This is a genomic window from Prosthecodimorpha hirschii (assembly GCF_001305515.1).
GTDB lineage: Bacteria > Pseudomonadota > Alphaproteobacteria > Rhizobiales > Ancalomicrobiaceae > Prosthecodimorpha > Prosthecodimorpha hirschii.
Window position 1 is genome coordinate 6224463 of sequence record NZ_LJYW01000001.1, and the last position, 19598, is coordinate 6244060.

Consider the following 19598-nt stretch of genomic DNA (forward strand, 5'->3'; position numbering starts at 1 on the left):
ATCTCGATCGCGGCTTCGTGCAGCAGGATGCGCTCTACCTGCAGCCGCTCGACACGATCGAGATCGGCGACCACCGTTTCGAGGTGCATCCGGTCGGCCAGCCGGCCATCGTCTGCGAGAATCCGAGCTGCCAGGTGCTCAACGAATACGACCGCGGCGACAATTGCCGCCTCTGCGGCACGCGCCTGTTCGACGCAACCCGGCTCGCCGACAAGCTGGCGCTGATCTTCTACTACGACGAGAGCGAGCCGACCTTCGCGGTCCTGTCCAACCCCGAGCGCCTGCAGGTCTATCTCGATCGCGGCTTCGTGCAGCAGGATGCGCTCTACCTGCAGCCGCTCGACACGATCGAGATCGGCGACCACCGTTTCGAGGTGCATCCGGTCGGCCAGCCGGCCATCGTCTGCGAGAATCCGAGCTGCCAGGTGCTCAACGAATACGACCGCGGCGACAATTGCCGCCTCTGCGGCACGCGCCTGTTCGGCGCCACCCGCATCGTGCGCGGGAAAACCTGAGCCATGATGCCGATCGAGATCCAGGTCCGCGACGCCGGCGGAAGGACGCTCGCCCGGTTTCGCCTCGCCGACGAGGGCGAATACCAGATCGGCCGCGAACAGGCGAAGGTCGAGATCCCGCTCGTCGACGGCTCGGTCTCGCGCCGCCATGCCGCGGTCCGGCTGTCGGGCGGCCGGCTGTTCGTGACCGATTCGGGCTCGACCAACGGCACCAGGCTCGGCGAGACGGCCCTCGGCAAGCACTGGTACGAGTGGCTCGCCGGCGTGCCGCTGGTTTGCGGCATCTTCACGCTGGTCTACGAGCCGGGCGACTTCGCCGAGGAGGCGCCGGCGGTCGAGACCGACGACGAACGCACCGCGCCGGTGCCGCGCGCCGGCACGGCCGACCCGGTGCCGTGGCTCGAATCGGAGTTTCCCGGCCGGCTGTTCGCGCGCGACGTGGTGCCGGTCGCCGAGATCGTCGCCAGCGGCAAGCTCGCCGGGGAGACCGACTTCCTGGCGGTGGGCGGCGGCATCGGGTCCTTCGTCTGGGTCGACCATCTGCGCGTCTGGGGCGTGCCGCAGGACCGCATCCGCGTCATCGGGGTGACCGGCAGCTGCTACGAGAAATGGAAGGAATATTGCGAGAATTCGCAGATCCCCGGCCGCGAGCGCATCCGCTCCAACTCGATCTCGACGCCCGACAATCTCTGGGGCTTTCCCGGCTACGCGCTGCGCGAGACCTGGCGCGAGGTCAAGGGCGGCGACATCCGCGGCTTCCGTCACATCCTGAAGGTGTTCGGCGAGCCGACCCTGGCGGAGACCTACACGCCGCGCGCCGACGACGTCTATGCCGCGCTCGACCGCGAGGAGGCGCGCATCGGCTGGCGGCAGATGCTGACCTTCGGCCGCGCCATCGCGCTGCGCAAGACCGACGACGGCCGCTATGTGCTCGCCTACAAGATCCCCGCCGACCAGGCCGAGGACGGCGACCGCGACCGCTATTTTCTCGCCCGCGTCGTGCAGCTGGCGACCGGCTATCCGACCACGCGCTATCTCGACGACCTGCAGTCCTTCAAGCGGCAGAACCGCGGCTCCAACCGGGTCGTCAACGCCTATGAGGAGCACGAGGGCATCTACCGGGCGCTCGCCGAGCGCGGCGGCACGGTGGTGGTGCGCGGCCGCGGCATCGTCGCCTCGCGCGTGCTGCAGCGGCTCCACGAGACGCGCCAGCGCAACAAGCAGATCGGCGTGCTGCATCTGATGCGCGGGCCGGTCGAGGCGGGGGCGACGTTCGATCTCGCCCGCCGGGCGGTCGGCTACGATGTCGAGATGCAGCCGTTCAACTGGCCGAAGGCCTGCTGGGGCGGCGAGTATCGCCGGCTCCTGGAGGCGGCGGCGCCGGAGAAGCGGGTCGAACTGCTGTCCGCCTGGGGCGGGACGACGACCGCCGAGCGCGCCGACTGGATGGCGATCCTGTCGGCCGGCAAGCGCGAGGGCTGGTATCGCATCTATTTCGGCGAAGTGAAGAAGATGCGGCTGAAGAACGACAAGGTGGTCACCGAGATCGTCGCCAAGGGTCCGTTCTCCGAGACGCTCGACCTAGTCGCCGACTATGTCATCGATTGCACCGGGCTGATCGCCGACGTGACCTCGTCGCCCTTCCTCAAGGACCTGCTCGCCCGCTACAACCCGCCGCGCAACAAGGCGACCGGCAGCGGGCCGGACCAGCGTCTCGCCGGCATCGCGGTGACCAACCAGTTCGAGATCGCGGCTTTGCGCAACGGGGCCGGCCGGGTCTATGCCGCCGGCGTGGTGACCCAGAACGGTCCCTATGCGGCGGTCGACAGCTTTCTCGGCCTGCAATATGCGGCGCTCCGGAGCACCGACCACCTCGCCGCGGCCCGCGCGCCGGGCCTGAGGCGGATGGGCCCCTTGCGCTCCTTCGTGCAGTGGCTGAAATGGACGGCGGGGGCGAAGCCGTGAGCGGAACGACAGCCGACGCCGCGCCGGCGAGGAGGCCGATCGCATGACGCCGACCCTCTTCGGGCGCCTGCAGACGCGCCTTGCGCTCTATCTGATGATCGGCCTGCCGGTCACGCTGGTGATCGCGTTCCGGGCGTCCGGCTGGTCCTGGCCGCCGGCCGCCGAACCGTGCTGGTTCATCGCCACCCTGTTCGCGCTCGGCCTGGTGCTGGAGCCGGTCTATTTCCAGATGCAGCGGTTCCGCTGGGATCAGGACTGGCCGTTCGCCTTCTTCGCCTTCTTCTCCGTCATGGAGTTCCTGGCCGTCTATGCGGCCATGCGGCTCGACTGGCTGCCCTACCTGCCGGCCTGCCTGCAGTCGCGCCTGGATCCGGCGCGCCAGGTGCTGGTCTGCCAGCTGCCGAGCCTCACGCTCGCAGAGGCCGCGGCGCATTTCGCGCTGGTCTTCGTCCCCATGCTGATCGCGCTCCTCGCCGGGCTGCAGGTCTTCATGGTCCGTTGGCGCTACCGGGGCGGCCAGTTCGGTCGTTTCCCGGTGATCGACTGAACGCCCCATGAGCGCGCCGGGCGGGAGCACGAGCCGATGGATCTGGAGCGGGCAGGGGCTCGCGGTGCTGGCATTCGCGGCCGCGCTGCTGTGGCAGCTGGGCGTCGCCGGAATCGGTTTCGGCGGCCTCGCGCGGCTGGCGCCCGGGGTCCTGCCGGCGGGCTTCTTCGCCGGCCTGGTCTCGGGAGCGACCGGCGCCGGTTCGGGTCTGGTGCTGGTGCCGGTCTTCGACTTCCTGCGCGACATGGGGCAGATCCGCATCACCTTCCAGCAGGGCGTGGCGACGGCCGCCTTCGCGCAGGCCTTCGCCATGGCCTGCGCGGCCTTCGGCTGGGTCGGCCGGCTGTACGGGCCGAATGCGCCGGCCGCGGCCATGCGCATCCCCGGCAACGACCTGATCTCGATCGTCTTCGCGACCCTCGCGGCCGCGCTGCCGACCGTTCTGATCACGCAGTCCAACGTCCAGCTGACCGACCGCACGCTGCAGACCGCCTTCGTGATCTTCGCGCTGGCGCTCGGCGTCACGCTGCTGATCTTCGCCTGGGCTTTCCGGCGGGTCGAGGCGACGCGGCAGCGGCCGGAGCGCTTCGACCTCTACATGTTCCTCCTGATCGGCGTCGCCGGCGGCTACGTCTCGGCCTTCTTCGGCTTCGGCATCGGCGAGTTCCTGGTCGTCTACCTGATCTTCCGGAAATTCCCGGTCTATGCCGCGGTGGCGGCCTCCGTGATCGTCTCGGCCGCAACCGTCGCGGCCGGCACGGCGGTCAATTGGGGCTTCGGCCGGATCGTCTGGGATCTCGCGCTGGCGGCGATCCCGGGCGGCATCGCCGGCGGCGTCCTGGCGCACTGGGCGGCGACCGCGATGGGGCCCTTGTGGGTCAAGACGGTCGCGGCGGCGTGGATCGTCGTCTCGAGCCTGGCCATGATCATCAGGGCGCTGGCATGAGCGGGCGCGCGCGGGCAGCCCGGGAGCGTCGGCTTGCGCCGGGCGGACCGGCCGATTTCGCGGGAATCGGCAACTGTTCTAGTCTCGCGTCGCGGCACCGTCCGCAGCGCGCCCGGACGGCGCCGGACCGTCCGGGAACCAAGAGGAGAGGCACGCCTTGACCGCCGCAGGACCTTTGCGGGCGCTCGCCGCCCTGGCCTTGGGCTTCCTGGCGCTTGCCGGCGCGGCCGGGGCGCAGGATGCGACCAGCTTCCAGCCGCGCTGCATCGTCGCCACGCTCGACAACGCGCCGCATGCCATCTGCGAGACCGGCGCGATCGCGGGCGGGCGGGTGATGCATGTCCGCTACCAGAAGGAAGGCGCCACCGGGGTTGCCGAGGCGAATTTCCTGTCCTTCACCTCGGTCGGCAAGGCCTCCTCGGTACTGGCGGTGATCGATCGGGGCGACCGGCGCCGGCAGCGCGTGGTCAGCCTGGCGTCGGGCGATGCGGCCCGTCTGATCGAGGCGGCGCGCGTCGCCGGCCCGAACAACCGCTTCGGCGTCGGCCAGCTGGCCGATCGCTACGAGACGCTGGTGCCGATCGGGGCCAGTCGCGACGAGGTGGCGCGGGCGACCACGGGCATGCGTGCCGATGGCGCGATCGGCGATTCCGGGCGGCTGCTGATCGATGCGCTGCGCCAGCTGACGCTCGCGCAGTCCGAACGCCTGGTGCTGCTGCTCGCCTCCGACGGCAAGCCCGAGGATCGCGCCTATGGCCGCGACGACGTGGTCAAGGCACTGCGCGACGCCAAGGTGGTGGCGGTCACGGTGGCCTTCCGCGAGCGCCCGGATGCGCCGGGTCCGGAAATCGCGGCCTTGCGGCGTCTGGCGGAGGATACCGGCGGCCTGTTCTTCGATGTCGGCAGCCAGAGCGGCCGGCTCGAGGATGCCGCCGTCACCCGCTTTGCCCAGTTCGTCGGCTCCGGCGGTACCGCGACCTTCCCGCTCAACCGGGTCGATCCGCGCGGGCGCTATCTGCTAACCCTCGAGTTCGAGAACGGGCGGGCGGTCACCGGCGCCTTCTTCGCCGACGTGCCGGCCGGCTCCGGAGCGCCGGCCGCGCCGCCGCCGGCCGCACCGGCGCCGCGGGCCGCGCCGGGTCCCGCCATCAGCACCAACACACCGGCCGGGACCCCGCCGCCGGCCGCCGGCGCGCGCCCGCAGCCCGGTTCGACCGAGGTGCCGGGGCTGATGGACCGTTCGGGGCTGGACAATCTCGCCGACTGGTTCTCGGCGGAATGGCGCCAGCGCCCGACCCTGGTGATCGGCCTGCCGGCCGGCGCCCTGCTGATCGCCGCCGGGGTCGCCTGGCTGGCGGTCAGGCGCAAGCGGCGCAAGCCGATCCTGGCCTGGCTGGAGCTCGCCGATCAGAACCGGACGCGCGTGCCCGTCAAGGCGACGGCGGTCCGCATCGGCCGTCATTCGGAAAACGACATCCGCTTCGAGAACCGCAGCGTCCACCGTTATCACGCCATATTGACGCGCGATCTGGCGTCGGGCCGGTTCGTGATCTCGGATGTCTCCAAGGACCTGGAACATTCCAACGGGGTCCTGGTCAATGGCGAGATGTCGCTGAAATCCGTGCTCGCCGACGGCGACACGGTGGAACTCGGGGAGGTCAAGTTCCGCTTCCTCTATCCGTGACGGCGCGGCCCGCGCCGAGCGGGCAGGGCCTGCGGAGCGGTCGGCCGCGGTGGGGCGACGACCGCGATCCCTGGAATAGGCAAGTGCATTCAGCGGCCGATCCCGTCGAGGGTGGCGACGGGGCGACGGCCGGACCCAATCAGGAGGCAACAGCATGTCCGATCAGGACCAGGACAACGAACCGACCCGGATCGTGCAGCGTCCCGGACCCAAGTCCCTGCCGCTGACGGTGGGGTCCGCACCGACACCGGCCGGACCGACACCGGTCTCGGTCAGCCCGCGGGCACCCGCCGAGCCGGCGCGCGCGTCGGACGATCCGGAGGCGACGCGCGTCGCCGTGAGGCCGCGGCTGACGCCGCCCGGAACGCCGGTCGGACGCGTGCTGCCGCCCGCCGGCGCGCCGCCGGTGCATCCGGTCGTACCCCAGACGGTCGTGCCGCAGACGGTCGTGCCGCATCCGGTCGAGCCGGAGCCGTTCGCCTCGCCGGTCCCGCCGCCGACCTTCGCCCCGGCGCCCAGCCCGGCCCCGCTGCCGCCGGTGCCGCCGTCGCCCTTCATGGCCGCATCGGCGCCGCCCGCCCCGGCCGACACCTTCCCGGGCGCGGCCTCTCGCGATACGGCGCCGCCGGTCGAGATGCCGTCCTGGCAGCCGCCGCCGGCCCCGGTCGTTCCGGTGCGGCCGGCCGTCGCCGCCCCGCCGCCGCCGGTCTATGCGCCGCCGCCGCCCGCCCATCAGCCGCCGCCCCCGCCCGCGGCCGAACCGCGCTACGCGGCAGCGGCGGCGGCCGAGCGAACGCCGCTCGCGGTGCCGGAGAAGCCCGCCGTCACCCTCAGCCCGGCGCCGGCCGAGCCGGTCGTCGGCTGGGTCGTGGTCATCAAGGGCCCGGGTCGCGGGGCCTCGCGCGAGGTCTTCTCGGGTCGCAACGCGCTCGGCTCGGACCCGGAACAGATGATCCCGATCAATTTCGGCGATCCGGCCTTCGCCCGGCGCGGGCATGCCTTCATCGTCTACGACAACGAGGAGCGCGCCTTCTACATCGAGGACGGCAAGCAGAAGGAACTGGTCCGCGTCAACGGCCAGCTTCTGTCCGAGACGCGCGCGATCCATCACGGCGACGAGATCCGGGTCGGCCAGACCACCCTGAAGTTCGTGGCTTTGTGCGGACCCGAATTCGACTGGGCCGACCGGACCGCACCGCGCACCGACGCCGCCACCGCCACGGCTGCCGCCGCCACATCCGCCCGGCCGGAACCGGCGGCTCCGGTGGAGGCGGAGCCGCATTCCGATGCCGCGACGGATGCGGGCGACATGACTTGAGCGCCGGCCGCGGACCGGGCCGATCCGCCGGTCGGTCCGTTCCGTCGGTCGGTCCGTTCCGGCGGGCCGTCCGGCCCGCCGCCCGCTCGGCCGGGGCGTGCGGCGGCGGGACAGGCCGACGGCGCGCGGTCCGCATGGCGGCCGGCCATCAGCCGCCTTGCGGCCGTCGATGCTGCGGCGGTTCAGGCGATCGTCTGAAGGCTGATGTCGCCGTCGTGCAGGAAGCAGACCTTGGTGAAGTGGTGCATGCCGACGGGATTCGGCAGCCGAATGTCGGTGATGTCCGGCAGGGGCTTCTGGGCCGGGTCGAAGCGGCGATCGATCTGCGAGATGAAGCCCAGGACGATCCCGGTCTCGCTCGCAAAGTCGCGGAGCGCACGAACCTGATCGGCAAGCGCGGGCTTGCTGCGCTGCTGATCGAGTATCTGCAGATAGTCGATGATGGCGACGGTCCCGCGCGGCGCCCCCGACAGATGGCCGATGATGAAATCGGCGCAGATCGCGTCGGACGCCACGATCTCCAGCTTGTCGCCCCAGCCCCCTTCGCTCCGATCGAGCGATCGAATCCGCTGCCGCGCCTCGCGGCTGGAATATTCGAGGGTGAAGAAGAACGCGCCTCGGCCGGCGCGGGCGGCATCGAGCAGGAGCTGCAGCCCGAGAAGCGTCTTGCCCTGGCCCGGGCGCGCACCCAGCAGCAGGAGATCGCCATCGACGAGGCGCGGCAGCAGGGCGGTCAGCGGCGTCCCGGCCGCATGTCGCGCCGAGAGCAGGCTCCAGCGCGGGAAACCCTCGGCGCGTGCGACGCGGTCCAGGGCTTCGTGCAGGGGGATGGTCTCGCGCCGGGCCATCAGTCTGGCGCGGTGCTTCAGTTGGTGGATGGGGGTCGTCGGCTTCATCGGAACGGCTCCAGTGCGAACCGGAAACGCAACCCCTCCTCATGCGATGGCTCGAACGGACGGTCCGAAGCGTTCAGCACCCCGTATGGCAAATACTTCCCCGATCGGAGGGGGGAGGCGCGGGTCAAGCCTTGCCTCGAGACATAGCGACGGGACCGAGTCGCGGCAAGCCGGATCGACGCCGCCCGGTCGCCCCCCGGGGTGCGGCGGTGGGGCAACGACCGCCAGCCGGTCCGCAACGTCGAAGCGGTCCGCGGCGTCGAGGCGGTCCGGGGGCGTTCCCGGGCGTGGCGCGCTCATGGCGCGGGATCAGGGGTGCACCGGATCGGTCGGCGCCCCGGTCGGCGCGCGTTGCGCCAGGTGCGGGCCGACGCGGCGGCTGAGGGCTTCGATCCGGCGATCGTGATCGGCACCGGTGCGGATGTCGGTGCAGGCCTTCAGGATGCGTTCGAAATGCGGCTCGTCCCAGGTGTTCCGGCCGGTCACCCGATAGACGTAGAGCTCCGGCGCATCGAGCATGGCGACGCCGCCATAGCGCAGGATGCCGTGGGTCACGAAGGTGTCCTCGCCGCGCGCCAGGGCCGGATAGATCGGGATGGCCTTGCGCCAGACCGCGATGGTGCCTTCCCAATGGCGCGGCTTGCTGATCGCGATCGTCCGGCGCGCCGGCCACCAGAAGGTCACCCGGTTCAGGAGCGCGGCCGCCTTGTGCGAGCGCACCAGGGCGGACGCGGTCAGGCGCAGGCGGTCGCGGGCGTAGATGTCGTCGTCATCCCATTGGCAGACGATCTCGCCGTCCGAGCGCGCGATGCCGAGATTGCGCAATTCGCCGAGCGTCGCGCCGTCCGGCGCGGCGATGATTCGCGCGTCGACCGCATGAGCGGCGGCCAGTCGGCGCACCGCCTCGATCCGGGGAGCGGGGACGACCACGACGAGTTCGCGCCGGGCATGGTCCTGGGCCGCGAAACTGGCGAGCGCACCGCCGACGATGTCGGGGAGGCCGCGCGAGACCATCACGCAGGATATCGAGTGCCCGGCGGCATCGTCGGCACCGGCCGGCAGGGCCGCGTATCCCGGCCAGGCGGTGCCCGGATCGGTCACCAATTCGTAGGCATCCCCGTTCGCGAGAGCGCCGCGCCGAAGGGCCGCCCGGCGCAGGTCGGCGAGCGCGCGAAGCGTCGATTTCCGGAGGGTCTTCAGCTGTTTGCGAAACGACATGGCGGGTCCGGATGAGATACCCAAAATGAGCGGATCGCACCACCATAAGTCAACCCGGGGTCGCGATCCGCGGGGCCGATGCGTCTTGCACTGCGGCAATCGGGCGACTAGTGTCCGGCTCGCAGGCTGGAGCCCTCCGGCCGGTCCGGCGCAGGCGGCGCCTTCGATGTCCCGCGATGCCGGTCGGCATTGCGCGCGGCGGCGGAACCCGCTAACCGGGCGGACACGGGAGGCCGTTCGACGACGGCCTCCGGCCGGACGCTGCGGCGGGGCCGGCGGTCTGACGGAGCACGAACGATGGTTGCGCGCATCTACAAGCCGGCGAAGAACGCCATGCAGTCGGGCCAGGCCAAGACCAAGCGCTGGTGCCTGGACTACGAGCCCGAGGCCGCGCGCTCGACCGAGCCGCTGATGGGCTGGACCTCGTCGTCCGACATGCGCAGCCAGTTGAAGCTGTTCTTCGCCGAGAAGGAAGACGCCGTCGCCTATTGCGAGAAGAACGGCATCCCCTACACCGTGCAGGAGCCGCACGAGCGCAAGCCGAAGACGATCTCCTATTCGGACAATTTCAAGTTCGGCCGCATCGGCCACTGGACGCACTGACCCGGGCGACCGGGGCGGGGCCATCCCGTCCCGTCCCCGCGCACGGCACGCATACCCGGCCCGCCGGCCGGGCACGGCCCCGTAGCTCAACCGGATAGAGCACTCGCCTTCTAAGCGAGTGGTTGCGTGTTCGAGTCACGCCGGGGTCGCCAACGATTTACTGTCTGGAACGGATGGGCTGTCTCGCCCGAAGCGGATCGACACGGCCACTTTCAAGCACGACGGCCTCGTCCGCCATGTGATCGGCTGCCGAATTCGCCACCGATAGGTCGCTGATGAATTCCGACACACGTGCGCAGGAAATATCGGCATGGACGCCGGATCCCTCCTGCGTCTTCCATGCGAGCATCGTCGAAAAGAGTTGATCGGGCGCGTCGTCTCCGACGATGACCTTGATGTCCCAGTCGCTGAAAGCCGACGCCTCGCCACGTGCGCGACTGCCATAGAGCAGAATGTCGACAGGACGATAGGTCGCGCGGATGCGACCCAGAAGCTCCGTCAGTTCCGGATAGTTTTCGGCGGGTGCGGTTCGGCCGCCGAGGGCATCAGCCAAGGCCTTCATCCGAAACTCCAAAAATCCAGCAGGCTCAGTATAGGCTACCGAACACGCTCCTTCCAGATTATCCCCGGGTGTCCCTCGACTGCACAAAAAGAAATGGGCCGGATCGCTCCGGCCTACCAGGCTGCTGACAATCACTCCGAACCCGCCATTCTGTCATCCCCGGGCTTGTCCCGGGGATCCAGTGCGATGGCCAAGTCCTTGGAAAGTCTGGATCCCCGGGACAAGCCCGGGGATGACAGAGTTGAAACGACCCGCGTCTGATCGCGTTCCGACGCGTTTTTCAGCAAACTGATGGGCCGGATCGCTCCGGCCCACGTCGTCCTGCAGGACTGTCTGTTGTCGTCAGGCTGACAGGGCCTGGTCGAGGTCGGCGAGCAGGTCCTCGATGTCCTCGATGCCGATCGACAGGCGGACCGTGTCGGGGCCGGCGCCGGCGGCGGTCTTCTGCGCGTCGGTGAGCTGGCGGTGGGTGGTCGAGGCCGGGTGGATGATCAGCGAGCGGGTGTCGCCGACATTGGCCAGATGCGAGAACAGCTTGACGTTGGAGACCAGCTTGATGCCCGCCTCGTAGCCGCCCTTGAGACCGAAGGTGAAGACGGCGCCGGCGCCGCGCGGCAGGTATTTCTGGGCGAGCGCATGGCTCGGATCGTCCGGCAGGCCGGCATAGGAGACCCAGGACACGTCCGGCCGCGCCTTCAGCCATTCGGCGACGCGCTTGGCGTTGGCGCAGTGCTTCTCCATGCGCAGCGGCAGCGTCTCCATACCGGTCAGGATCATGAAGGCGTTGAAGGGCGACAGGGCGGGCCCGAGGTCGCGCAGGCCGAGCACGCGGACCGCGATCGCGAAGGCGAAATTGCCGAAGGTCTCGGCGAGGATCATGCCCTGATATTCCGGGCGCGGGGCCGACAGCATCGGATACTTGTCGGAGGCGCGCCAGTCGAACGAGCCGCCGTCGACGATGATGCCGCCGATCGAATTGCCGTGGCCGCCCATGAACTTGGTCAGCGAATGGACGACGATGTCGGCGCCGTGCTGGATCGGCTGGCACAGATAGGGAGTGGCCAGCGTGTTGTCGACGATCAGCGGCACGCCGGCCTTGCGCGCGACCGCCGCGATCGCCGCGATGTCGGTGACGATGCCGCCGGGATTGGCCAGGCTCTCGATGAAGATCGCCTTGGTCTTGTCGGTGACGGCGCGCTCGAAGGACGACGGATCGGTCGCGTCGGCCCATTTCACGTTCCAGCCGAAGCTCTTGAACGAGTGGTTGAACTGGTTGATCGAGCCGCCATAGAGCTTGTTGGAGGCGATCAGTTCGTCGCCGGGCGTCATCAGCGCATGCAGCGCGAGCACCTGGGCGGCATGGCCGGAGGCGACCGCGAGCGCCGCCGTGCCGCCCTCGAGCGCGGCGACGCGCTCCTCGACGACCGCGCAGGTCGGGTTGCCGATGCGGGTATAGATGTTGCCGAAGGCCTGCAGCCCGAACAGCGAGGCGGCGTGATCGACATCGTCGAAGACGAAGGACGTCGTCTGGTAGATCGGCGTCGCGCGGGCGCCGGTGGTCGGGTCTGGCTGGGCGCCGGCATGGACGGCGAGGGTCGCGAAGCCGGGCTGGCGATCTGACATGGGACGCTCCTCTTGACGATCGTCTTCTGGGGCCGGGCTTGGTTCCGGCCGGAGGGACCGTCTTTGTGGCCGAAGGCGGCGGAAGCGTCAAATCACGGCCGTTGCGTCCGCAGGCGCCGGGCGGGAAAACCATTCCCCGTGTAACGGCCGCGGCGCGATGGTGGCGGCCGGTCCGGATTGGCGTAGGGGGCCATGGAGCATGGCCACGCCTTGGGCGGCCGGAGCGGGCGGCCGAACCGGCGGCCGGGACGGATAAGACGATGCCGGGCTTCGGGACGGTTCAGACCACGCCCGGCGGGCGGCGCAGGCCGAGATGCTGGAAGCCGCCGGAGCGGGCCGGTTTCTTCGACGAGATGGTGCGCGAGTTGACGCCGATCCAGGAAATTTCGCCGCACAGACGGCCATACTCGATCTTCGGGCAGCGGTTCATCACCACCCTGAGGCCGGCAGCCTCGGCCAGCGCCGCCGCCTCGTCGTTGCGCACCGAAAGCTGCATCCAGATCACCTTGGCGCCGATGCGGATCGCCTCCTCGACGATCGGCACGGCATGCTCGCCGGCGCGGAAGATGTCGACCATGTCGACCGGCCGGCCCAGCTCCGTCAGACTGGCATGGACCGGGCGGCCGAGGATGTCCTTGCCGGCCAGGCCCGGATTGATCGGCCAGACCTCGTAGCCCTTCGAGATCAGGTATTTCTGCACGAAATAGGACGGCCGGACATTGTTGTTGGAGGCGCCGACGACCGCGATCGAGCGGACCGATTCCAGGATGTCGCGGATATAGGCGTCGTCGTATGTGTCGTGGTTCATGGGGTCAGCGCGGTCCGGTCTTGGGGCCGGTCGGCCCGGTTCTGGGGCCAGACGGCCCGGTTCGGGGGGCGGGCGTCCCGGTCGGAGGGGTGTCGTCGTCGATCAGGTCGTCGATGGCGCGGCGGGCGGCGAGGGTGGCTCGCACCGTCAGGCTGGCGGCGCCGGCGACCAGGAGCAGAAGCGCCAGCGCGAAGGTCCAGGCCGGCCAGCTGCCGGTCGAGACGATCCCGCCGGCAACGGCCAGAACGGCGAAGACGGCCGCCGCGCCGAAGAGCAGCCGCCACAGGCCGGCGAAGGTCGACGCCGCCATGGCCTAGGCCCCCCGCCATTGCGGCGGGCGCTTCTCGATGAAGGCGCCGATGCCTTCCTCGGCATCCCGGATCAGCATGTTGTCGACCATCACGCCGGCCGTATAGGCATAGGCGGCATCGAGATCCATCTCGACCTGCCGATAGAAGGCCTCCTTGCCGATCTTCAGGGTCGCGGGCGACTTCGCCGCGATGGTCGCGGCAAGCCGGCCGGTCTCGGCGGAAAGCTCGGCGGCCGGGACGACCCGGTTGACGAGGCCGAAGCGCAGGGCGGTCGCCGCGTCGACGGTCTCGCCGGTCAACAGCATCTCCATGGCATGCTTCGGCGCGAGGTTGCGCGACAGGGCGACCATCGGGGTCGAGCAGAACAGGCCGATATGCACGCCGGGCGTGGCGAAGCGGGCGCCTTCGCCGGCGACCGCGAGATCGCAGGAGGCGACCAGCTGGCAGCCGGCCGCCGTGGCGAGACCGGAGATCTCCGCGATCACCGGCTTCGGCAGGCGCACGACGCTGGTCATCAGCCGTGCGCAGGTCTTCATCACGGTCTCGAAATAGGCCCGGCCCCGATCCGCATCGGTGCGCCGGGCGGTCAGTTCCTTCAGGTCGTGGCCGGCCGAGAAGGCCGGGCCGGCATGGCCGATGACGACGACCCGGACGGCGGGATCGGCGGCGGCGCGATCGAGCGCGGCCTGCAGGGCCGCCATCATGGCCTCCGACAGGGCGTTGCGGCGCTCGGCATGGTCGAGCGTCAGGCGCAGCACGCCGTCGGCCAGATGCTCGCGCAGGATCGCGGCTGCGGCCGGAGCCGGTGCGGCGGCTGCCGCCGCGGAGGAAACGGAAATGGACATGGCCTGCCTCGCATCGCGTTTCCGCCAAGACTAGGACCAAACGCGCCGGGACGCCACGGCATGCCAAGCATGCCGGGTGCGGGCCGCGGCCTGCAGCGGGCGATCGTCCGGCGCGCGATCGTCCGGTGTGCGATCGTTGCCGTCGCCGGGCTCGTTCAGGGCGCGTTTACGGTCTTCAGGCAAAATCCTGGTCAAGTGTCGGCCGACACGGGAACGACGGCGCGCGACGCCGAACCCCGGGTACCAGGTCTTGCGTAAGTCCGCCTTCGTCGGTCTCCTCCCTTATCTTCTGGCCGTCATCGTGGCGGTGGCCCCGCTCGTGCTCGGCAAGCTGATTCTGAAGGCGCACTACGCCTCGATCGGCGGGGCGGAGGTGGAATCGGTGGCCGGGCGCTATCTCGCGCGCGCCGAACGGGCCCTGTCGGAGGCCATCACGCTCCTGCGCGATCTCGACCGCGCCTCCCGTCACGCCTGCCTGGAAGCCGACCGCATCGACTTCGCCGAGAAGGTCGCGCAGGCGGATTTCGTTCGCCGGATGGGCCTCGTCGACCGCAACGGCTATGCGATGTGCCTGGAGCCGCCGCCGCCGGCCCGCCCCGCCGCCCTGCTCGGGCCCGCGGAGGACGACGAACGGCAGGTGACCATCATGGTCACCTCGGTGCCGAAGGGGCAGAACATCCAGGGCTCGATGGTGGTCGGATGGCGCAGCGCGAGCGGCGCGCGGCTGATCGCAGAGGTCGCCCCGGCGGCGCTCGATATCGATCCCGGGCCGAGCTTCATGCGCGAGCAGCGTTCGGTCGAGGTGATCGTCGACGGCTCCAAGACCTGGATGCGCCTCGGCCAGGCGGATGCCGGCGCCCCGGGCGGTCTGGTCTCGGTGCGCTCCCGCTCGGACATCTTCCCGCTGGAAGTCGTCGTGCAGGCCCCGATCTCCGTCTTCTATCCGATCGTGCGCGCGCTCGACCTGACGCTGACGGTCGGCGCGGTCGCGGTCTGCCTGGTCCTGTTCGGCCTGACCGCCTGGGTCACGCGGCGGCCCGAAAAGCAGGTCGACGACGAGATCTTCCTGGCGATCAAGAACGGCGAGTTCATTCCCTACTACCAGCCGGTCATGAATATCGAGAGCGGCCAGATCGAGGGCTGCGAACTGCTCGCGCGCTGGCAGCATGCCGACGGCACGGTGGTCTCGCCCGGCCGCTTCATGCCCTATGCCGAAACCTCCGGCCATGTCTTCGAGATGACGCGCCAGCTGATGCGCCAGTCGGTGATCGATCTCGGCCCGCTGTTCCGGCGCCGGACGGACCTGAAGCTGTCGATCAACCTGTTCGCCGGCCATTTCGACGATCGCCGGATCATCGACGACATCATGGCGATCTATGCCGACGGGCCGATCGGCTACGACCAGCTGGTCTTCGAGGTGACCGAACGCTATCCGCTGCGCGATATCGAACGGGCGCGCCGGATCATCGCGGAAATGCACGTGCTCGGCTGCCGGGTGGCGCTCGACGATACCGGCACCGGCCATGGCGGGCTCGCCTATCTGCAGCAGCTCGGCATCGACATCATCAAGATCGACAAGATGTTCATCGATGCCATGGGGGCCGATCTCGGCGCCTCGACGATCATCGACGTGCTGGTCGAACTGGCCAATTCGCTCGGCATGGGCATCGTCGCGGAGGGTGTCGAGCGCGAGGAGCAGATCGAGAAGCTGCGCGAGAAGGGCGTCACCGCCGCGCAGGGCTATGTCTTCGCGCCGCCGCTGCCGGCCAAGCTGTTCCTCGAACTCGCCGGCGCGCTGTCGGCCGACGGCGACACCTTCGCCGAGCTGAGCGCCGCGAAGGTCGCCTGACCGCCACGGCGGGCGCCGGACCAAAACGCCCGAGATCGGACGGACGTCGCCGCCCTGGCGGTCCTCGTTCGGGCGGCCGGCGGATGGCCGGGCAGGGTCCCGGCGGCTATGATCCGGCGGCGATCGGCCCGCGTAGACCGCAATGGCCGAAGCCGGGGAGACCAGCCATGTCCATCAGCCGCCGCACCTTCGCCGTCTCGACCGTGGCGGCCGCGACCGCAGCGCTGATCCCGGCCGCGGCCGTGACCGCCGCGCGTGCGGCCGGACCGGTCGAGACCGGCCATGCCTGGCGCTTCGCCTTCACGGCGTCGGACGGATCGCCGCTGCCGCTGGAAGCGTTCCGCGGCAAGGTGCTTCTGATCGTCAACACCGCCTCGCGCTGCGGCTACACCTCGCAATATCGGGGCCTGCAGGCGCTCTATGAGGCCCATGGCCCGGCCGGTCTGGTCGTGATCGGCGTGCCGTCGAACGATTTCGGCGGCCAGGAACCGGGCACCGATGCGGACATCCGCGGCTTTTGCGGCGGCACCTTCGGGGTGACCTTTCCGCTCGCCGCGAAGTCGGTCGTGCGCGGCCCCGGCGCGCATCCGTTCTACCGCTGGGCGTCCACCGTGCTCGGGCCGGCCGCGGAGCCGCGCTGGAATTTCCACAAATATCTCGTCAGCCGCGACGGCCGCCTCGACCGGGCCTTCTCGTCCCATGTCGAACCCGAGGATCCCCGCGTGGTCGCGGCGATTCGGGCGGCCCTGGACGGACCCGCCACCTGACGGCGGGCTAACCGGCTGCCCCCTAAGGCGAACCGGCTGCCGCGGTGCGGCATGCTTGATTTGCGCGGACGGCTCGCCCATTTTGGACGCTTGAAGGTCAAGGAGACCGATCTGATGCGTCGGAAATTCCGGTGGATGCGCCCGGGCACGCTCGCGGCCGCTGCCGTCTCCCTCGTGGCTCTGGGCGATCCCGCCGCGGCGGCCACGCTCGAAACGGCGCGGATCGCCAATTGGACGGCGGTCGCCCATGCGAGCGATCAGACCGGCGAATTCTCGCATTGCAGCATGTCGGTCGCCTATCAGAGCGGCACCACGCTGCGCTTCGCCATCGACCGTCGCTACGATTGGGCGATGGCTTTGCTCAACCCGGCCTGGCAGCTGCCGCCGGGCCAGATGGCGCGCGTCAACCTGGTGATCGACGAGTTCGAACCGGTCGTGGCGACCGCCAAGGCGGTGTCGCCGACCATGATGGCGATCCAGCTCAAGGACGACAGCGGGCTGTTCGATCTGTTCCGGCGCGGCCTGCTGCTGCGGATCGGCATCGGCCGCGACAGCTACAATTTCCGTCTCGACGGCACGGCCGAAGGCCTCGCCTGGCTGCTGCGCTGCGTGACGCGCTACGAGCCGGCCCGCACGGCGCAGGGTCTGGCCGGGGCGCCGGGCACCGCGCTGCCGGGGGCGCCGACGCCGCGGCCCGCGCCGCCGCGCCCGCCGGAGGGCGCGACCGCCGAGTTTCGGCCTCTCGCGCCGCCGTCGCCCGGACAGCCCGCCAACGGGCAGGGCCAGGGCGGTGCGCCGGCCGCTTCGGGGACGGTCGCTGCGGTGGGCGGGACGTCGGTCGGAGGCGCGTCCGCCGGAACGGTGGCGTCGACCGGATCGGTCGCGTCGACCGGGGCGGTCGCAGCGGGCGGCGGGTCGGGGGCTGCGGCCGCCGCGCCCCCGCCGGCCTCGCAGCCGGCCGGCTCCGAGGCCGCCTCGATCGAACTGCGTTCGGAATCGACCGTGTTCCTGGCCAGCCTGATGGCCGGCGCCGGGGTCTCGGACTATCGTGTCATGCCGCCATCGGATGCGCCGGAGAAGCACCGCGGCGCCGATGCGATCTTCTCGACCGACGACGGCGTGATGGGGACGGTTCGGATCGTGCCGGAAGCCGATCCGCGCGGCATCACCGAGCGGATCGTGGCCAACGATGCGCGCACCTGCGCGGGCCAGTATGCATCCGGCAACCTGCCGGCACCGACCGCACGGGCGGAAGTGGCCCATATCTTCACCGGCTGCGAGCAGACCGGGGCGCCGGCGGCGGCACGCTATACGGTGCTGACGCGACGCAAGGGCGGCCACTATGTGATCGGGCTCTATGCCCAGGGCGCCGAAGCCGTGCTGGAGCGCCTGCGCCAGGTCGACAATTCCGTCCGGCAGGCGTCCAATGCGCTGGCCGGCCGGTTCTGACTGCAACCGCGGCGCGCGGCGGGCCGCCGGCCTCCGCCGCCGCTTAGACAGTCTTCCGGGAATGGCCGGAAGCCAGTGGGTGTCCCGATGCGTATAGGCGAGTTTCTGATGGCCGGTCTGCTCGGCGTCGCCGCGCTGGCGGGTGTCGGCGTCGCACGGGCGGCCGAACTGGAGACCTTCCAGTATGGCCGCTGGACCGGAACGGCGAATACCGACGACAGCGGCTCCTTCTCGCGCTGCGCGGTGACCGGCCGCTTCAAGCGCGCCTCGGTGACCAGCGGACGCGAAGTCGCCGCGGCCATCGCGCTCGATCGCATCAACGGCTGGACGCTCGGATTCGCCGGCGGCGATACCGGCGCGTCGCCGGTCAGCTTCCGCATCACCATCGACGGCGAGGCCGTGATCGAGGGGCAGCCGGAGGCGCAGGCCGACCAGGTCGCGGTCATCGGCGTGCCGGACATCGAGCGGTTTCTCGGCGCCCTCCGCCGCGGTTCGACGCTCGGCGTGGCGGCCGCGGACGAACATTACGATCTGGCCCTGGCCGGGGTCGCGCGGGCGCTCGACTGGGTCGAGGCCTGCGCCAAGCGCTACGCCAATTTCGTGCCGCCCGGACGCGAGAAGGCGACCGCGGATGCCGCCAAGCTGCGCCAGGACATTGCCGGCCTGATGGGCCGCCTGCTGCAGGCGGTCGAGGCCAAGGAGGTCCGGGTCGGGCCGCCGCCCGGCATTCCGGCCTATCCGTCGGAGGACAAGTCGCTGTCCTGGAAGGCGGACGGCATGCAGGGCGAGATCCAGGTCTGGGCCGGCAAGAACGCCCAGAGCCTCGCCGACCGGATCATCGGCACCAGCCCCGGCTGTCGCAAGCGCGCCGGCGAGGTCAAGAAGGCGCCCGCCGCTCGCCCGCCGGCGGGACCGAAGAAGGCCGGCAAGCCGGATCCGATCGTGTTCGAGGTCGTCGACTGCGACGATCCGGGGGGAACCCGGCGGATCGCTCTTGTGCTGATGCCGCGTTCGCAAGGCGGCATCTATCTGATCTCCGTGCAGACCCGCGAGCCGGGCGCTCCCGACAAGGTCGACCGGCTCGGCGAGCGTTTGGTTGAAGAAGTGCGCCGGACCGTCCTGCGGTAGCGGGTGCCGATCCCGGCGAGGCGCCTGCACGGCATCGGCTGATTCGCCCATCTTCGGTCGAAGCGCCCCGTTCGGGGTTCCGGGTCGCCGGGTCGGTTGCGGGCCGTCACGAAATTGCCGGGAAATTTCCCAGGAAAACTGCGGCCGAGCGCCTGACGGAAAATCTGTTAACTCTTCTCGGCCATCCTCCTGCCGGATTTTCGGTCGCTTGCTTCCGCCGCCTTGAACGACAACTCTGCGCCGACAATGTCCGAACGGAGGGGAGACTCCATGCAGCTTGGAACCCGGTCCGTGCTCCTGTGCGCCGGGGTTTCGCTGGTCTCCTGCATCCTGTTTCCGCTTTCCTTCCGCCCTGCCTCCGCCCAATCCGGCGTGATGGTCGTTCCCGGCCGCGAGGTGAAGCTCGGCGCCTGGACCGGTCAGCCGCAGGTGACGCAGAGGGGACAGGTGTTCCAATGCGTCGTCGAGCGGGCGCTCGGCGGCGGCACCGCCCGCAAGGGCGATCGGATGTCCATCGTGATCGGCGGCGGCGCCGGCTGGGGCATCCAGATCGTCCGGTCGGCC

At 70.2% G+C, this 19598-nt stretch carries 19 protein-coding genes and 1 tRNA gene; 13 read left to right on the forward strand and 7 right to left on the reverse strand.

The features are described 5' to 3' along the window. The 6 genes from ABB55_RS27325 to ABB55_RS31185 form a co-directional block, all read left to right on the forward strand. Positions 1–515 (forward strand): hypothetical protein (locus tag ABB55_RS27325; protein ID WP_054361656.1); only part of this gene is annotated, 515 nt, incomplete at its 5' end. A gap of 3 nt (positions 516–518) precedes the next feature. Continuing rightward, positions 519–2480 carry an FHA domain-containing protein gene (locus ABB55_RS27330; protein ID WP_054361657.1) on the forward strand — a complete coding sequence of 654 codons (1962 nt, stop codon included), beginning with the start codon at positions 519–521 and terminating at the stop codon, positions 2478–2480. Between the two features lie 43 nt (positions 2481–2523). Further along, on the forward strand, positions 2524–3027 hold the full coding sequence (locus tag ABB55_RS27335; protein WP_054361658.1) for a hypothetical protein: 504 nt from the start codon (positions 2524–2526) through the stop codon (positions 3025–3027). A 64-nt stretch (positions 3028–3091) separates the two neighbouring features. Continuing rightward, the gene (locus ABB55_RS27340; RefSeq protein ID WP_054361659.1) at positions 3092–3973 is read left to right on the forward strand and encodes a sulfite exporter TauE/SafE family protein; all 882 of its coding nucleotides are present in this window, start codon (positions 3092–3094) and stop codon (positions 3971–3973) included. 157 nt (positions 3974–4130) lie between these two features. Beyond that, positions 4131–5657: an FHA domain-containing protein gene (locus ABB55_RS30685; protein ID WP_152982214.1), complete on the forward strand. Its 1527-nt coding sequence runs from the start codon at positions 4131–4133 to the stop codon at positions 5655–5657. A gap of 154 nt (positions 5658–5811) precedes the next feature. Next, complete coding sequence (locus tag ABB55_RS31185; protein ID WP_054361661.1) at positions 5812–6975, forward strand: FHA domain-containing protein; 1164 nt, start codon at positions 5812–5814, stop codon at positions 6973–6975. 182 nt (positions 6976–7157) lie between these two features. On the opposite strand, the gene ABB55_RS27355 is transcribed toward ABB55_RS31185, so the two are convergent. Next, positions 7158–7871 carry a DNA helicase gene (locus ABB55_RS27355; protein ID WP_054361662.1) on the reverse strand — a complete coding sequence of 238 codons (714 nt, stop codon included), beginning with the start codon at positions 7869–7871 and terminating at the stop codon, positions 7158–7160. 309 nt (positions 7872–8180) lie between these two features. Continuing rightward, the gene (locus ABB55_RS27360) at positions 8181–9089 is read right to left on the reverse strand and encodes a glycosyltransferase family 2 protein (protein WP_054361663.1); all 909 of its coding nucleotides are present in this window, start codon (positions 9087–9089) and stop codon (positions 8181–8183) included. A gap of 297 nt (positions 9090–9386) precedes the next feature. Here ABB55_RS27360 and ABB55_RS27365 point away from each other — a divergent pair, with 297 nt between their 5' ends. Beyond that, positions 9387–9692 carry an ETC complex I subunit gene (locus ABB55_RS27365; RefSeq protein WP_054361664.1) on the forward strand — a complete coding sequence of 102 codons (306 nt, stop codon included), beginning with the start codon at positions 9387–9389 and terminating at the stop codon, positions 9690–9692. 75 nt (positions 9693–9767) lie between these two features. Next, positions 9768–9844 (forward strand) — tRNA-Arg (locus ABB55_RS27370). A gap of 5 nt (positions 9845–9849) precedes the next feature. Here ABB55_RS27370 and ABB55_RS27375 read toward each other — a convergent pair. From ABB55_RS27375 to ABB55_RS27395, 5 genes are all read right to left on the reverse strand, one after another. Next, positions 9850–10245: a nucleotidyltransferase domain-containing protein gene (locus ABB55_RS27375; RefSeq protein ID WP_160321329.1), complete on the reverse strand. Its 396-nt coding sequence runs from the start codon at positions 10243–10245 to the stop codon at positions 9850–9852. Between the two features lie 351 nt (positions 10246–10596). Then, positions 10597–11877, reverse strand: a complete 1281-nt coding sequence (locus tag ABB55_RS27380) for an O-acetylhomoserine aminocarboxypropyltransferase (protein WP_054361666.1) — start codon at positions 11875–11877, stop codon at positions 10597–10599. Between the two features lie 280 nt (positions 11878–12157). Then, positions 12158–12685 (reverse strand): CoA-binding protein, encoded by a 528-nt coding sequence (locus ABB55_RS27385; protein ID WP_054361667.1) that lies wholly within the window; start codon positions 12683–12685, stop codon positions 12158–12160. A gap of 4 nt (positions 12686–12689) precedes the next feature. After that, the gene (locus ABB55_RS27390) at positions 12690–12995 is read right to left on the reverse strand and encodes a hypothetical protein (protein WP_054361668.1); all 306 of its coding nucleotides are present in this window, start codon (positions 12993–12995) and stop codon (positions 12690–12692) included. 3 nt (positions 12996–12998) lie between these two features. Further along, entirely contained in the window at positions 12999–13841 is an 843-nt protein-coding gene (locus ABB55_RS27395; RefSeq protein ID WP_083463999.1) for an enoyl-CoA hydratase, read from the reverse strand. Positions 13842–14091: 250 nt separating this feature from the next. Between ABB55_RS27395 and ABB55_RS27400 the strand changes: the two genes are divergently transcribed. The 5 genes from ABB55_RS27400 to ABB55_RS30555 form a co-directional block, all read left to right on the forward strand. After that, on the forward strand, positions 14092–15690 hold the full coding sequence (locus ABB55_RS27400; RefSeq protein ID WP_054361669.1) for an EAL domain-containing protein: 1599 nt from the start codon (positions 14092–14094) through the stop codon (positions 15688–15690). Positions 15691–15857: 167 nt separating this feature from the next. Beyond that, positions 15858–16457: a glutathione peroxidase gene (locus ABB55_RS27405; protein ID WP_054361670.1), complete on the forward strand. Its 600-nt coding sequence runs from the start codon at positions 15858–15860 to the stop codon at positions 16455–16457. A gap of 114 nt (positions 16458–16571) precedes the next feature. Beyond that, positions 16572–17906, forward strand: a complete 1335-nt coding sequence (locus ABB55_RS27410; protein WP_152982216.1) for a hypothetical protein — start codon at positions 16572–16574, stop codon at positions 17904–17906. A 108-nt stretch (positions 17907–18014) separates the two neighbouring features. Continuing rightward, the gene (locus ABB55_RS27415; RefSeq protein ID WP_054361672.1) at positions 18015–19034 is read left to right on the forward strand and encodes a hypothetical protein; all 1020 of its coding nucleotides are present in this window, start codon (positions 18015–18017) and stop codon (positions 19032–19034) included. Positions 19035–19304: 270 nt separating this feature from the next. Next, a partial coding sequence (locus tag ABB55_RS30555) for a hypothetical protein (RefSeq protein ID WP_160321330.1) occupies positions 19305–19598 on the forward strand: 294 nt, incomplete at its 3' end.

Coding starts and splice junctions, on each gene's coding strand:
- ABB55_RS27330 (WP_054361657.1), top strand. CDS start 519: ATGATGCCGATCGAGATCCAGGTCCGCGACGCCGGCGGAAGGACGCTC.
- ABB55_RS27335 (WP_054361658.1), top strand. CDS start 2,524: ATGACGCCGACCCTCTTCGGGCGCCTGCAGACGCGCCTTGCGCTCTAT.
- ABB55_RS31185 (WP_054361661.1), top strand. CDS start 5,812: ATGTCCGATCAGGACCAGGACAACGAACCGACCCGGATCGTGCAGCGT.
- ABB55_RS27355 (WP_054361662.1), bottom strand. CDS start 7,871: ATGAAGCCGACGACCCCCATCCACCAACTGAAGCACCGCGCCAGACTG.
- ABB55_RS27360 (WP_054361663.1), bottom strand. CDS start 9,089: ATGTCGTTTCGCAAACAGCTGAAGACCCTCCGGAAATCGACGCTTCGC.
- ABB55_RS27365 (WP_054361664.1), top strand. CDS start 9,387: ATGGTTGCGCGCATCTACAAGCCGGCGAAGAACGCCATGCAGTCGGGC.
- ABB55_RS27380 (WP_054361666.1), bottom strand. CDS start 11,877: ATGTCAGATCGCCAGCCCGGCTTCGCGACCCTCGCCGTCCATGCCGGC.
- ABB55_RS27385 (WP_054361667.1), bottom strand. CDS start 12,685: ATGAACCACGACACATACGACGACGCCTATATCCGCGACATCCTGGAA.
- ABB55_RS27390 (WP_054361668.1), bottom strand. CDS start 12,995: ATGGCGGCGTCGACCTTCGCCGGCCTGTGGCGGCTGCTCTTCGGCGCG.
- ABB55_RS27395 (WP_083463999.1), bottom strand. CDS start 13,841: ATGTCCATTTCCGTTTCCTCCGCGGCGGCAGCCGCCGCACCGGCTCCG.
- ABB55_RS27405 (WP_054361670.1), top strand. CDS start 15,858: ATGTCCATCAGCCGCCGCACCTTCGCCGTCTCGACCGTGGCGGCCGCG.
- ABB55_RS27410 (WP_152982216.1), top strand. CDS start 16,572: ATGCGTCGGAAATTCCGGTGGATGCGCCCGGGCACGCTCGCGGCCGCT.
- ABB55_RS27415 (WP_054361672.1), top strand. CDS start 18,015: ATGGCCGGTCTGCTCGGCGTCGCCGCGCTGGCGGGTGTCGGCGTCGCA.